Below are 14,124 nucleotides of genomic sequence, written 5' to 3' on the forward strand. Positions count from 1 at the left end.
CCTGGTTGGACGATGAATCGGAGAAGACTTAAGCCGCCATGCACGAAATTACTGACCTGACCCAGCACTTACGTGGCCAATGGCAGTTGCTCCAGGTTCAGGAGCAGCAGATGGCCGAGTGTTGGCGGGACTCCACCTACTCGCGCTTTCGTCGCCGCCATTGGGTGAATTGGGAGTCCCGGCTGCCCGGCCTGCTCTCTACGCTTGAATCACTGGACGATATGATTTGCCGCGCGGAGGGGGCGACCAGGGAACCTGATTGACGTTTCGTGGCTTGACGCTCATCGCGCCGCTGACGCCGGGTAAGCGCTCGCGGCTCATCGACCTGGAGAGCGAGGCATCCCAGCGACTTACAACCCCTGTAAACGTTTCATATAACGGTCAAGATTTTCTTAGCCACACGATTCGTTCGCGATAACGGGTAGCGAGACACCCGACGTCCGATCCACATTTATTCCGCTCGGCTAACCAGCGCCGTTGGCTATCTCGAAGACTCTTACTCGACGCGTCCGGTAATCCTTGGCGCCGCGTGCTATACAATGCTGCAAGATCTCGGTCGAGAGCGCACAGTCCGGGATCGCGACAGATCGCGGATTCGCTTTGTGTCGTAGCGGCAGCGCAATTGAAGCTTGGTGATTGAGGGCGCGGGTTAATGACATTGGCCGAAGGGGTCGGCGCCGTGGTGGACGCTGCCACTGGGACAGCTGACAGCAGCTTCGTATTGACCCAGCCATTGACTCCTTGAAATTCGATTCTGGCCCAGAGAGCATCGTCGCCGACTGACCGACGCTCAAGAACGCGGATGGGGTCCCTTGCGGGACCTTGGTAACAGAGGCGTAATCAGGACCGGGGCCGTTGCGGACGTTGAGTAGAATGGTGTTGACGTAAGCGGTTTCCCCGGTGTTCTGGGTCGATGGGGGACTTACAGGCGTAGAAATCGGTCCGGGCAGACTCGGATCGATGTTGGGTGGTGCCACCGGGGTGGCCGATAACAGCTTCATATTGACCCAGCAGCTTATCCCCTGAACTTCGATTCTGGCCCAGAGTGCGTCCTCGCCAACGGACCGACGCTCAAGAACGCGGATGGGGGTCCCTTGCGGGACCTTGGTAAGAGATGCGTAATCGGGGCCCGGACCATTGCGTATATTGAGTTGGAGGGTGTTGACAAAGGCCGTTTCTTCGGTGTTTTGGACCGCTACAGGCGCGGCCTCCACGACGTCGATCGTGGTAAGGTTCTGCAGTTCCCCGTTGACCGTCAGGCGCGCCTCATAGCGTCCGCGCTGCAATGGATTGGGGGACCAGCTCCAGATATTTCCGTTGTCGTAGGAAAGTGAATAATCCCAGTTGCTGACTCGCGTACCATCCTTCCACCACTCGAAGTGATAGGTTGTGCCAACCTGAGCCCCGGCATAGCTCACGTAATACACCAACGGGCCATCAGTGGGGACAAATCTCGTCGCAAAGGGCCGCGGGGCCTTCTGGCTGTCGAGTCCGTTTGCCACCCCGGCTAGTGTGATAGTTCCCCCGGGCTGCATGGGCGTTGGCGTGGGGGGTGGGGTGATCGTTCCGACTGTATGCGAGCCCCCATGGTGGTGCTGGTCGTGAAAATACCACCAGCCCAAACCACCGGCGCCCGCCAATAAGATCATGATCACAGCGGGCGAGAACCGTCGGGCGCCAGCCGCGTCGGAGGCCGCAACACGAAAACGCACCGGAACGCGCAACTCCGCGCCGCCCCCATTTACCAAGATGGCGGTCTCAACACGGTGTCCGGCGGCGAGGCCACGATCTCCGGCCGACACCTGAATCGTGGCCGGGATTGCCTCCAAGTGCGTGACGTTCAGGGCGATGGGGACTCCGGCATCTTGGATCGACAAGCTGCACGCAACGCTTTCCCGATTCAGGGTGTCGAAGCGCAGCTCCAATTGTCGCTGTTCGCCCCGCCGGATGGTGCCGAAGTCCAACTGCGCCGGTGTGGCCCTGAGTGCTGGGGCAGGGCGATCGGGATCAAGTTGGCGCAGCGCGGCGGCGAGTCGTACCGAAGGGGCGATCTTGGTATCTTGGACCGCCGCATCCCAAGCGGCAGGCTCTGCGATATGTCGTGTGGTGATAAGCCATGCGCGAATCCAGCCCGCGTCCAATCGTCGTAAGCCTTCCTCGCGACTGCGGTCCGATGCATCAATGGCGCGCGCCAAGTCCGGCGGCGTCTCGACGAGACCGCCGTTGAAAGGAAAGGGCGACTTGGCGCCATAGGCCCAGAGGAGCAGCCAGCAGGGCAGTTCCAGTTCCCCGGGATGGCATGTGCGGACGAACTCGATCGCCTGGACTGCCCACTGCCAGGCTGGGGGCTCGCTCGCCCGTAACCATTCCTCGAGCCGGCCGCTTGCCGCCAGCATTCCCAATGCCTTGAGCGGAGATTCGATGTCGGGCCAGGCGCCAAGTAGCGTGGCGGCGAGCTCCGCGGGGCTTCGTGCCGCAACACCCGGACAAAGCTCCAGTGGCGCGTCCGGGGTCAGGGTGTAGCGCAGGGCAAAGAGCAACAGTGATGGGTTGGTACCCAGCCGCTTGAACAGTGCCTGGATACGAGCCAGCCCGGCCGAATCCAGACCTGCCCGGGTTTCTAACCAGCCCAGGAGTTGGCTATTCCGGACCCGACTGCCGCGCACACGAGCCAATCCACAGTCCGGCCCGGCAAGCACCTCGGTCAGTGCTTCCAGGGACGTGAACTGATCCCCTACCTCGGTTTCGTTCAGGCTTGACACCATCCGTCTCCGCTCTCGGACCTTGCGAAAATAAAGTTAACGCCGGGTGATGCATTCTATCACGCATTTTCTGCGCTTTAGAGTCTGATGTGCGCATAAACCAGAGCATGCCCCCGGTCTGGATCTGCGGGGCGAGGTGATGCACATGGGGCGTGACCTGACTGGTGTTGCCCCAGCACTCTGGGGAAACTCGGGGCAGCCCACGGATTGCGCTGTGACCAAAGAAAATAACCGAATCATAATAAAAAAATTTGGATTGAATGACGTAGCGGAGCGCAAGTATTCCGAGGTTGACCGAGACACAAGAGTACGCGCTGCGTGATATTGAGCCTACTCCAATTCAGCATTAAGAGAGTACCCTTGTCATCTCCCCGGCAATCCTGGTCAAAGCAAAGTCCGTTGTCAACTCTGCCTTCTTCTTCTTGATCCCATCCGCCACCCGGGCCGCGGCGTCCAGTACAGCGTTCAGCAACGCCGACGGGGCCGTATCGACCCAGAAGTTCTCGTCGCTGATCTTGCGTTTGACCTCGAACGGCACGAAGGCCGTGGCCACCTGGTCGTAGACGCCCGGCACCCGTTGGACCGTGAGCCCGCCGCCCTACGCGGTGCGCTCCGCCACCAGCCGCCAGCAGGCGTCGAGCTCCTTCCAGAAGTTGTCATCGGCGTTCCCGAACTTCTGACGCCCGGTGATGAGCCCATAGGCGGTCTCGAGCGCCAACGCCGCCTGGGCGCGGCCGGATCGCTGATTGTCCCCCTCCAGGTCGGTCAGATGGGTCGTGAGTCGAAACTCCGTGTCCGCCATCTCCTGAAGTCGGGCGACAAAGGGCTCTGCATCGGCCTCGGTGACCATCGCAGACTCGTCAAATTCGATCCCGGCAAGGCTATCGAGATCGGCGATCAGCCGCAGCCCGCCCCCAACGCTGTCCCGTGTCGCGGCAACAAAGGCCACGTAGTCCAGGTCCAGCCCCTGCGGCCTGACGGCAATGCGGCGCACACAACCGGGCGGACGGTAAGTAAGTCTAGCATGACCCGGAAGACGGCACCCGATGCGGGCAGTCAGGGTGATTCCCGCCCCGCTGGTTGAAGAACTTCTACGGGTTGCCAGCGCGTGCTCCGCGCGCTCCCCGACCGCTCGGGGCCGGCTCTCGGCACCTGAACTGCGCCCCGGCCCGTGACAGGGAGCCGAGCGACCGATTCAGCGATAGTCCTACCGTTTCCCCGTGTGCTACAAAGGGGCTCGGCCATGGCCTCCCCATGACAACAGCCGAACCCATGAAACCAGGTGCCCAGGTATGCAAACACCGCGACAGCGTCTTCGACATGACCAGACAGGGCCCGTCCGCGACCTCCCGCACCTGACCTTGATTATGATTAAGTAGTAAGTTCAACGTGTTGAAGGACGCCTGTGACCGCAAGCCTGAACGCCTATGGCCGGCATGACAGACCGACGACAAGACCTCCTGAGGCGACTCGGCTTTCGTTTCGGAATCAACGGGCCGCATGCGGCACGCACGATGATGCTGGACGACCTGCGGAACCTACTGGCGCACACGCCGGTGGGCGCGTCGCGGCAGGAGTACGCCGGCGCGATCGTCACGGACAACCTGCTGGGCAAATCCACGCGGAAGGCGCGCGAGCTGTCGCTCAAGCATCTCACCGCCCTCTACGGCCTTGACGCTGCCAACCCCTTGTTTCGTGCCCTTCGGCGTCTTTGGCCTTTGGATGTAGCGGCCCAGCCACTGCTCGCCTTGACTGTGGCCCTGGCCCGAGACCCGCTACTGCGGGCTTCCCAGGGTTTCGTTCTATCCAGACCCGTCGGATCATTGGTACCCCCGCAGGACCTGGAAGCATTCTTGGCTGAAGCCTTCCCCGACCGCTTCAGCAGTGCGTCGCTGAAGTCATTTTCCCGTAACATAGCAGGCACATGGACCGCAGCGGGCTTCTTGCATGGACACCGGCGTAAGACCAGGTCTCTGCCCGAAGTGCGTCCCGGGGTTGTCGCACTGAGTCTTTTCCTTGGCTATCTCGAGGGCCGCTCGGGCCAGCGGCTGTTCTCCTCGGAATGGATGGCATTGCTGGGCGTCACGCCCGCCGAGCTGGAAGCGCTGACCAGCGCGGCGGCAAACCGCGGGCTGCTCGTGTTCATGAACGCCGGGGGCGTCCAGGAAGTCAGGTTTCACGGCTATCTGACCCCGGGGGAAGAACAAATCAGACAGGAGGCTCCACATGTCGTCTAGGGTTCAGAAACTCACGTCAGCCTACCGTGCGCACCTCAGCGTGCCATGGCAGATGGGCCTGGCGGCTATCCAGCGTGTCGTCTTCGCGGTCTACGACAAGACCGACGAGCTGCGCCTGCGGGCGAACCTGGAGGAGTTTGCGCTCGCCACCGCGCAGGCCGGCAAACAGTGGCTCCTCATCGACCTGACGAACGCCTTTCCCGAATGGATGATGGGGCAGAAATACCGCGACGCCTATTTTGAGAGTCCGGAGGACTTGGCCGGGTATCCGACCGGCGAGCTGACCGGATTCGTCGCCGACCTCGTCGCCAGGCTCAAGACCAGCATTGAGGCACAGAGCGGCCCCGACACCGTGGTCGCACTGCTGGGCGTCGGCACCCTGTTCGGCCTTGCACGGGTTTCGACCGTCGTCGAGGGCATCAAGGAGTCGGTCACCGGGCGGCTGTTGGTCTTCTTCCCGGGTGAACACCACCCTGAACACCACAGCTACCGCCTGCTCGACGCGCGCGACGGCTGGAACTATCTCGCCGTGCCATTGATTGCGTAGACCCGGCTTCCAGCCGGGTCCACATGGTCGGCCGTCGATCTCACACGACGGCGCATGAAACCGGCTGGAAGCCGGTCAGGCCTTGAGCATAATCCCGGCCAGCGGTGCGCGATGCGTGTGTAGTCAGGGCTTCCAGCCTTGACGGTGTCAGGCCAAGATGGCCTGACTACGATGGCCTGACTACGCACCCGGCGAGCCCAAGTGGCCGAAATCTTGATCGAGGCCGCCGGTTCTACCAACGGAGACTCACATGCTCAACCGCGATATCTACAGCACAGCACCGAAGGAAAACCGCTTGGCCAACAACGGTGTGGCAGAGGTATCGGAGGACTACTCCGAGGCGGCGCAGGCCGTCCTGCGTTACGAGCTGGAGACCTTCGTCTGCGACGGACAGTACGAGAAGGGTCTGGAGACCATCCTCGCCAAGTTCCTGCTCAACCTGGACGCGAAGACCGAGCAGCCCGGCGTCTGGATCAGCGGCTTCTTCGGTAGTGGCAAGTCTCACCTGGCGAAGATGCTGCGCATCCTCTGGACGGACTACAGCTTCGCCGACGGTGCGGCGGCGCGCAGCATCGCCAAGCTCCCGACTGGGGTGTTCGAGCACCTCAAAGAGGTCTCTACTCAAGGCAAACGCCATGGCGGTCTGCACGCGGCGGCAGGCAAGCTGGGCGCGGGCGCCGGCGACCGGGTGCGCCTGGCGCTGCTCGGGATCGTTTTCAAGTCCAAGGGGTTGCCCGAGCAATACAACCAGGCCCAGCTCGTGCTGTGGCTCAAGCGCGAAGGACTGCTGGAGGCAGTGCAAGCTGAGCTGACGCAGGCAGGGTGCACGCTCGGTCAGGAACTGATGGACATGTACGTGTCGGGTGACCTGGCCAAAGCGCTGCTCAAGGCCCGTCCAGACCTGGCCCACACCGAGCAGGAGGCGCGCAGCCTCGTGAAGGCGCAGTTCCCCCAGGTTACCGACATCAGCAGCGACCAGATGGTCACCGCGATCGAGTCGGCACTGGCGAGCGACGGCAAGTTCCCGCTCACCCTGATCGTGCTCGACGAGGTGCAGCAGTACATCGGCTCGGATGCCGAGCGTGGTTTCCAGGTGCAGGAGGTAACGGAGACCCTGTGCAAGCACTTCAAGGGCAAGCTGTTGTTTGTCGCCACGGGTCAGTCCGCCTTGTCGGGCATGACCAACCTACAGCGGCTGATGGGCCGCTTCCCGGTACCGATCATGCTCGGTGACTGGGATGTGGAGAACGTCACCCGCCAGATCATCCTCGCCAAGAAACCGACCGCGCAGCCTGAAATCGAAAAGATGTGGCGCGCCAACCTGGGCGAGATCTCCCGCCATCTGCACGGCACCAAGCTTGAGCACGTCACGGCGGACGAGGCATTGATGACCTGTGACTACCCGCTGCTGCCGGTGCGTCGGCGCTTCTGGGAGCGCGTGCTGCGCACGATCGACACCACCGGCACCGTGTCGCAACTGCGCAGCCAGCTGCGCGTGGTGCATGAGGCCGTGCTGGCCACCGCGGACGCCCCGCTGGGTCACGTCGTCGCGGGCGACTTCCTGTACGACCAGATCGCCGCCAACTTGGTCTCGACCGCCCAGTTGCCGATGGAGGTGTTCGAAAACGTCCAGCGCTTTGCAGCCGGCGATGCCGATGCGCAGCTGCGGGCCAGGCTGCTCAAGCTCGTGTACCTCATCAACAAGCTGCCCGCCGATGCCGCGATGGACATCGGGCTCAAGGCGACCGAAGAGGTCCTGGCCGACCTGCTGGTGACGGATCTCCATGCCGGCTCCAACGAGCTGCGCAAGAAGCTGCCCGCGTTATTGGAGGAACTTCAGAACAAAGACCGCCTGATCATGGCTTTGGCGGGTGGCAGCGGCACCGAGTACCGACTGCAGACCCGTGAGTCCAGCGCCTGGTACGACGAATTCCGGGTGCAGGAGGTCGAGCTCAAGGCAGCGCCGCAGCGTGTGGAGCAGAAACGTTCTGACCTATTGAAGACGCGCTTCGGCGAGGTGTTGAAGAAAGTCCGGGTCGTCCAGGGCAAGGACAATGTCGAGCGCAGGCTCCACCCGACCTACGACGAGACCCTGCCCAAGGACAACGACCGCGCCCTGTACCTGTGGATTCAGGATGGCTGGCAGTCCGACCAGAAGTCAGTCATCGCCGAGGCGAAGTCCAAGGGCACCGACAACCCGACGCTGTTCGCCTTCCTGCCGGCACAAAACAAGACTGAACTCGCCAACGCCATCGTCGCGTTGGAGGCGGCGCGCACCACCCTGCAGAAGAAGGGCACCCCAACGACGGGAGAGGGTGAGGATGCGAGGCGCTCGATGGAGAGCCGTAGCCGCACGACCGAGAAGGACCTGGTCGACCTGCTCGACCGGCTCTTTGCCGATGTGCGCGTATTCCAGGCGGGCGGCCAGGAGGCCACTGACGGCAACGACCTGGCGGAGCGTATCAACCGTGCGGGCGTGGCCTCCGCCATTCGCCTGTACGGCCAGTTCGATGCGGCTGACCACGACCAATGGAGCAAGGTGCTCGATGAGGCGCGCAAGGGCAGCCGCGAAGCGCTGAAGGCCGTGGGCCATACCCAGGAGGCCGACAAGCATCCCGTCTGCCAGCGGTTGCTCGCCTATATCGGCCCCGGCAAGAAAGGCGCCGAGGTCCGCGACCAGTTCCAGGCCGCCCCCTACGGCTGGCCCCAAGACGCCATCGATGGTGCCCTGTATGCGCTGCTGGCCACTGGCCACCTCAAGGCCACCGACGCGGCCGGCAAGCCAATGGACACCAAGGGCCTGGACCGCGCCAAACTCACCCAGGCCAACTTCCAGCGCGAGTCGATCAACATCTCGCCGCCGCAGTTGATCAAGATTCGGCAGTTGTTCAGCGCCGTCGGCGTACCCTGCCAGCCCAAGGAGGAGCAAGCCAAGGTGCCCGCGCTGCTGTTCAGACTGCGCGAGCAGGCAGGCAAGGCCGGGGGAGTGGCGCCGGCCCCGGGGACGCCAAAACTCGACGTGGTCGAGGCGGTGGAGGGGCAGTCGGGTAATGCCCTGCTGCTGGAGCTTTACAACCGCTGCGACGAGATCACTGGTCTGTCAAAGCTGTGGGTGAAGACCGCCGACGACATCGCCAAGCGCCTTCCGGTCTGGCACAAGCTGGGTGACCTGCTGCGCCACGCCAAGACGCTGGGGCCTTACGCCGGGTTGAAGGACGAAGCCGACGCCATCGCGGCGCAACGCAGTCTGCTGGCCGAGCCGGACCAAGTGCGCCCGCTGCTTGACCGCGTGGTGGACCTGATGCGCCAGGCCCTCAATGCCAAGCTGGATGCCTACCGCTCGGCCTTCCAGGGGCTTGAGACGCAACTGACCGCGGATGCCGACTGGAGCAAGCTCAGCGATGCCCAGCGCGCCGACTTGACATTCAAGCATCACCTCACCCCGCTGGCCGCGGTTCCGCTGGGGACGCCGGAGCAGCTTCAGGACGCGCTGGACGACTGCGATCTCGACCACTGGGTCGCCAAGACCCAGGCGTTGCCGAGCCGCTTCGATGCCGTCCGCCATGCGGCGGTGCAGTTGCTCAAGCCGAACGTGGTGCATGTGAGCATCCCGCGGCGCACCCTGAACGACGAGGCCGAGTTGCAGGACTGGCTGGCCGAGGTGGAGGCCTTGCTGAGCGAGAAGCTCAAGACTGGCCCGGTGGCGTTGTGATACGCCCAGGAATATCCTGTATGGGTGACCAATATGCTGACTCAAGACGAACTCATTCAAATCGTACATCGCATCATCGGTAAGCTCTCGCAGCCGGCCCGCATCATCCTGTTCGGCTCCTATGCCCGCAACGAGGCGACGGAGGACTCGGATCTCGACCTGCTGATTATAGAACCCAGCCTGCCGGACAAGGCCGCGGAATACCTGCGGCTCAAGCAGGCCGTGGGCCGCATCGGTGTCGGCGTCGACCTGCTGTTGTTCTCCGTGCAGGAATTCGAGCGCCGCAGCCAGGTGCCCGGCACGCTCCCCTATTGGGCCAGGAAAGAAGGGAAGATATTGCATGAATCCTTGTCTTGAAGAAGCCGAGCGCCTCTTGCGCCTGGCGCGCCGGGATCGTCTGGCCTGTGCGACCCTGATAGCACTGCCGGAACTGGCGTCCTCGGTGGCCTGTTTTCACGCCCAGCAGGCCGCCGAAAAGGCGCTCAAGGCCCTGATGACACTGCATGGTGTCGAGTTCCGTCGTACCCATGACCTGGAAGAGCTCGCCGCCCGTCTTGAACATGCAGGCCAGACGCTCCCGGTCTCGGAGCCCGATCTGATCCGGCTGACCCCCTATGCGGTCGAATTCCGTTACAACGACGACGCTATGCCGCTCATCGATCCGGCCGATGCCCTGAGTCTGGCGGACACACTCATCGCCTGGTGCGATACCCAGATAAAGACACGCAGACCGTCCGAATGAACGCATCGACCCTCGCCAAACCACTCCGTACCCAACTGGAAACTACCGTCAAGACCGCCCGCGACCTGGCCGAGCAGGCCGCCCGCGCCGCCTTGGCGCAACTCGCCGTCGGCGAGGCCAAGGCGCCCGCCTACATGACCGACGACCTCAAGGCGCTACGCCGCCGCCTGCGCGCCCATGGTCGTGCGCTCGGCGACGCCAAACACCAGGACGACACGCAGGAGGTCCAGCGCCTGGTCTGGGAGGCGGCCTACGAGCACTGGCACCGGATGCTGTTCGCCCGCTTCCTCGCCGAGAACGGCCTGCTGCTATGGGAGCCCGGCGCCGCGGTGTCGCTGGACGACTGCCGGGACCTGGTGGACCATCACCCCGAGCTGGCCCTGGGCGCCAAGGGCCAATGGGAACTGGCCGGCCGACTCGCCGCGCGCATGTTGCCCCAGGTGTTCAAGCCGCACAGTCCGGTGTTCGAGCTGACCTTCGCGCCGGAACATCAGCGCGCGTTAGAGCGGCTGCTGGCCGACCTATCCACTGAGGTCTTCCAGGCCAGCGACAGCCTGGGCTGGGTCTATCAGTTCTGGCAGGCCAAGCGCAAGGACGAGGTCAACGCCTCCGAGGTCAAGATCGGCGCGGACGAACTGCCCGCCGTCACCCAGCTCTTCACCGAGCCCTACATGGTGGACTTCCTGCTCCACAACTCGCTGGGGGCCTGGTGGGCGGCCCGTCGCCTGAGCCCGGACGAGCTGCGCGACGCCGAAACTGAGGACGTGTTGCGCCGCAAGGCCGCAATCCCCGGCGTGCCCCTGGAATACCTCCGCTTCGTCCGTGCCCCCGCGTGCGATTGCGATTGCGAGTGCGTAGTCAGGGCTTCCAGCCCTGACGATCCCCAAGCGGCGGGAACCGAATCGTCAGGCCAGGATGGCCTGACTACGCAGGTGGACGCGAGCACCTGCGTCTGCGTAGCCAGGGCTTCCAGCCCTGGCAAACCCGGAACGTCAGTCCAGGATGACCTGACGACGATAAGGATGGACGAACAGACCCTCGCCATCGGCCACGGCGAGCATCTGCCCCACTGGACCTGCAACGGCGCCGTCTACCATATCGTCTTCCGCCTCGCCGACGCTATTCCCCAATCCAAGCTTGACCAATGGGCCGAGCCCCTGTCCCGCGAAGAAGCCGGTCAGCAGACCGACCAGGCTCAGCAAGAAGCCCGTTACCGTAGGACCAAAGAGATCGACACCTGGCTCGATTCCGGCTACGGCGCCTCCCATCTGCGCCAACCCGTGATCGCCGAGATCGTCGCCAATGCGCTGAAGCACTTCGATGGCGACCGCTACCGGCTGCACGCCTGGTGCGTCATGCCGAACCACGTCCACGTCATCGTCGAGCCCTTGGGCGACAACCCGCTGTCGAAGATCATCCACAGTTGGAAGTCTTTTACCGCAAATGCGATCAACCGCCGCCTCGGGCTCAGCGGTGCCCTCTGGCAGGTCGATGCCTACAACCACATCATCCGCACGCAGAAGGAGTACGAATACCAGGTTCGCTACGTCTGGCACAATCCGGACAAGGCCAATATCCCCGACTGGCCATGGCGCTGGACCGCTTGCGCCTACGTAGTCAGGGCTTCCGATTGCGTAGTCAGGGCTTCCAGCCCTGACGATTCCCCAACGGCGGGAACCGAATCGTCAGGCCAGGATGGCCTGACTACGCAGGACACAGCACCCCCAACGGCGGGCGCGAGCGCCTGCGCCTACGTAGTCAGGGCTTCCAGCCCTGACAATCCCCCAGCGGTGAGAGCCGAATTGTCAGGCCAGGATGGCCTGACTACGCAGGCGCAGCCGCGGTGCTGGACCCCCGCCGCCGGCGCCTTCAAAGGCTGGCCCGACACCCTAAAGGCATTCAAGCTGCTCGACCCCTGCTGTGGTTCGGGCCACTTCCTGGTGGCCGCCTTCCTCATGCTGGTACCCATGCGCATGGCCGCCGAATCCTTGAGTGCGCGCGAGGCGGTGGACGCGGTGCTGGCCGACAACCTGCACGGCCTGGAACTGGACGCCCGCTGTGTCGAGATTGCGGTCTTCGCCCTGGCCTTGGCCGCCTGGCGCTTCCCGGACGAGCACGGCGACCCGCTGGGCGTGTGGGCCGGGATGCCGGCGCCCAACATCGCCTGCTGCGGCCTGAAGGTGGCCGCCAGCGCTAAGGACTGGGAGGCGCTGGTCCCTGATTCACAACCCAACGCCGCGCTGCTGCGGCAGGAACTGCGGCTGTTGCACGCCGGCTTTGCCCAGGCACCGCTGCTGGGCAGCCTGCTGGACCCGGCTCGCGGCCTGAAGGACGATCTATTTAAGTCCAGCTTCGATGATCTGAAAGACCTGCTGGAGCTTGCCTTGGCGACCGAGACGCCGGTTACGCCATGGGGTTCGGGGCAGGAGTTGAACGACGATGCCTGGGACCTGGCGGTGACTGCGCGCGGTCTGCTGGATGCCGCGCGACTGCTGGATGCACGCTATCACTTGGTCGTAACCAACGTACCTTATCTGGTGCGTGGCAAACAAAACGATACTCTGAAGAATTATTGCGCCAGCATTTTTCCGGATGCGAAGAACGATTTAGCGACTGTTTTCATTGAGAGATGCTATCAATTGGTTGAAGAGGGCGGAACTGCCGCAATAGTTAGCCCTCAGAATTGGTGGTTCCTCCAAACCTACTCTTCTTTTAGAGCATGGTTTATTAAAAATTGCGAGATTAACGCTCTGGTGGCCCTTGGTGAAGAGGCATGGGAATACTTTGGGGAAAGAGGGCCACTTGCCACTCTGATGCTTACGTCCAGGAGTGCCCCTCGTGAGGGTTCTAAATTTCTTGCTATCAATATTGTCCAGCAAAAACCTCTTGACAAAAAAAAGAGCCTTCTTGAATTAGGCGCAGTTGAGAGACTCCCGCAGTCATCCCAAATCAACAACCCTGACTTCCGCTTGACCTTGGAGCTTGGTGAAGGGGGCGAACTGTTGGCGAAGTACGCGAAAAGCTATGAGGGATTGACTACGGGCGACCTCGATAGGTTCGTGTTTCAGTTCTGGGATGTGGGGTGGTGGCCGCCATTTTCCCCATTCGTGCAAAATGCGGTTGAAACGGAATACTACACAGGCCGCTCCGACGTTATTCGGTGGGGACGCGGTGGCAAACTGGTCTCGCAGTTCCCTGGCGCCTACATCAAGGGCAAAGCAGCTTGGAAGAATCGCGGCCTCAGAATCACTCAGATGCGGGTGCTCTCAGTAACGCTTTATGGGGGCGAAATATTTGGGAAGAGCGCGGCAACACTTGTTCCCTATGACGACAAGAACTTGCCTGCACTATGGTGTTTCTGCACGAGCGAGGACTACACAAAGGCTGTTCGCCGAATCGACCAAAAGGTCAATGTGACCGTCGCTACACTCGCCAAGGTTTCATTTGACCTCACCCACTGGCGACAAATCGCTGCCCAACGCTACCCCAACGGCCTGCCCAAACCCTATTCCGACGACCCCACCCAGTGGCTCTTCCACGGCCACCCCCAGCCCGCCACCGACCCGCTGCAAGTCGCCGTCGCCCGCCTCCTGGGCTACCGCTGGCCGGCCGAGACGGACGCCGAGATGGAACTCTCTGACGAAGCCCGCGCCTGGGTCTCCCGCTGCGAAGCCCTTGCCGGCCATCTGGACGACGACGGCATCGTCTGCCTGTCCTCCGTGCGCGGTGAGCCGCCTGCCCAGGACCGCCTGCTGGCCCTGCTCATCGCCGCCTGGGAGACCGTGGAGCCCGGCACTTGGAAGCCCAGCATCCTGGCCAAGCTGCTGGCCGTCGCCGATTGCGCCGGCAAGGACCTGGAGGTCTGGCTGCGCGACAAGTTCTTCGAGCAACACGCCAGGCGCTTCCAGCACCGCCCCTTCATCTGGCACCTCTGGGACGGACTCAAAGACGGCTTCGGCGCCCTGGTGAACTACCATAAGCTCGATGCCCGCAACCTGGAGCGCCTCATCCACACCTACCTGGGCGACTGGACCCGCCAGCAGGAGGCCGGCGTGCGCGACGCCGTGGACGGCGCCCAAACCCGCCTGGCCGCCGCCCTGGATCTCAAGCGCCGCCTCGAACTC

The 14,124-nt window shown here is 63.0% G+C and carries 10 protein-coding genes and 1 pseudogene; 7 read left to right on the top strand and 4 right to left on the bottom strand.

Translation table 11 applies throughout. From position 1 onward, the window contains the following. The first annotated feature begins 38 nt into the window (after positions 1 to 38). Entirely contained in the window at positions 39 to 263 is a 225-nt protein-coding gene (locus QZY48_RS16385; protein ID WP_295432815.1) for a hypothetical protein, read from the top strand. A 118-nt stretch (positions 264 to 381) separates the two neighbouring features. Here the strand turns inward: QZY48_RS16385 and QZY48_RS34855 are convergent, their stop codons facing one another. From QZY48_RS34855 to QZY48_RS16400, 4 genes and pseudogenes are all read right to left on the bottom strand, one after another. Then, positions 382 to 696, bottom strand: a complete 315-nt coding sequence (locus QZY48_RS34855) for a lysozyme inhibitor LprI family protein (RefSeq protein WP_366929712.1) — start codon at positions 694 to 696, stop codon at positions 382 to 384. 305 nt (positions 697 to 1,001) lie between these two features. Next, a pseudogene (locus QZY48_RS16390) lies at positions 1,002 to 2,765 on the bottom strand (SH3 domain-containing protein); the annotation flags it as partial. Between the two features lie 343 nt (positions 2,766 to 3,108). Further along, positions 3,109 to 3,336: a hypothetical protein gene (locus tag QZY48_RS16395; RefSeq protein WP_295432821.1), complete on the bottom strand. Its 228-nt coding sequence runs from the start codon at positions 3,334 to 3,336 to the stop codon at positions 3,109 to 3,111. A gap of 24 nt (positions 3,337 to 3,360) precedes the next feature. Next, positions 3,361 to 3,756, bottom strand: coding sequence for a hypothetical protein (locus tag QZY48_RS16400; protein WP_295432823.1), 396 nt, complete (start codon positions 3,754 to 3,756; stop codon positions 3,361 to 3,363). Positions 3,757 to 4,276: 520 nt separating this feature from the next. Between QZY48_RS16400 and QZY48_RS16405 the strand changes: the two genes are divergently transcribed. The 6 genes from QZY48_RS16405 to QZY48_RS16430 all read left to right on the top strand — a co-directional run. Then, on the top strand, positions 4,277 to 4,999 hold the full coding sequence (locus QZY48_RS16405) for a hypothetical protein (protein WP_295432826.1): 723 nt from the start codon (positions 4,277 to 4,279) through the stop codon (positions 4,997 to 4,999). Continuing rightward, positions 4,989 to 5,546 (top strand): BREX protein BrxB domain-containing protein, encoded by a 558-nt coding sequence (locus QZY48_RS16410; protein WP_295432829.1) that lies wholly within the window; start codon positions 4,989 to 4,991, stop codon positions 5,544 to 5,546. The genes QZY48_RS16405 and QZY48_RS16410 overlap by 11 nt, the downstream gene beginning before the upstream one ends. Before the next feature lie 250 nt (positions 5,547 to 5,796). Further along, a complete protein-coding gene (gene brxC / locus QZY48_RS16415) occupies positions 5,797 to 9,258 on the top strand; it encodes a BREX system P-loop protein BrxC (protein WP_295432832.1) in 3,462 nt (1,153 codons plus the stop codon). 33 nt (positions 9,259 to 9,291) lie between these two features. After that, on the top strand, positions 9,292 to 9,615 hold the full coding sequence (locus tag QZY48_RS16420; protein WP_295432835.1) for a nucleotidyltransferase domain-containing protein: 324 nt from the start codon (positions 9,292 to 9,294) through the stop codon (positions 9,613 to 9,615). Next, a complete protein-coding gene (locus tag QZY48_RS16425; RefSeq protein WP_295432837.1) occupies positions 9,599 to 10,000 on the top strand; it encodes a HEPN domain-containing protein in 402 nt (133 codons plus the stop codon). The genes QZY48_RS16420 and QZY48_RS16425 overlap by 17 nt, the downstream gene beginning before the upstream one ends. Positions 10,001 to 10,134: 134 nt before the next feature. Continuing rightward, the coding region (locus tag QZY48_RS16430; protein WP_295432840.1) for a DNA methyltransferase at positions 10,135 to 14,124 on the top strand (3,990 nt) is incomplete at its 3' end.

The organism is uncultured Thiodictyon sp. (assembly GCF_903828115.1).
Taxonomy (GTDB): Bacteria; Pseudomonadota; Gammaproteobacteria; order Chromatiales; family Chromatiaceae; genus Thiodictyon.

Bases quoted from the DNA above. Each gene is read 5' to 3' on its own strand.
- QZY48_RS16385 (WP_295432815.1), top strand. From the start codon at position 39: ATGCACGAAATTACTGACCTGACCCAGCACTTACGTGGCCAATGGCAG.
- QZY48_RS16405 (WP_295432826.1), top strand. From the start codon at position 4,277: ATGATGCTGGACGACCTGCGGAACCTACTGGCGCACACGCCGGTGGGC.
- QZY48_RS16410 (WP_295432829.1), top strand. From the start codon at position 4,989: ATGTCGTCTAGGGTTCAGAAACTCACGTCAGCCTACCGTGCGCACCTC.
- brxC (WP_295432832.1), top strand. From the start codon at position 5,797: ATGCTCAACCGCGATATCTACAGCACAGCACCGAAGGAAAACCGCTTG.
- QZY48_RS16420 (WP_295432835.1), top strand. From the start codon at position 9,292: ATGCTGACTCAAGACGAACTCATTCAAATCGTACATCGCATCATCGGT.
- QZY48_RS16425 (WP_295432837.1), top strand. From the start codon at position 9,599: ATGAATCCTTGTCTTGAAGAAGCCGAGCGCCTCTTGCGCCTGGCGCGC.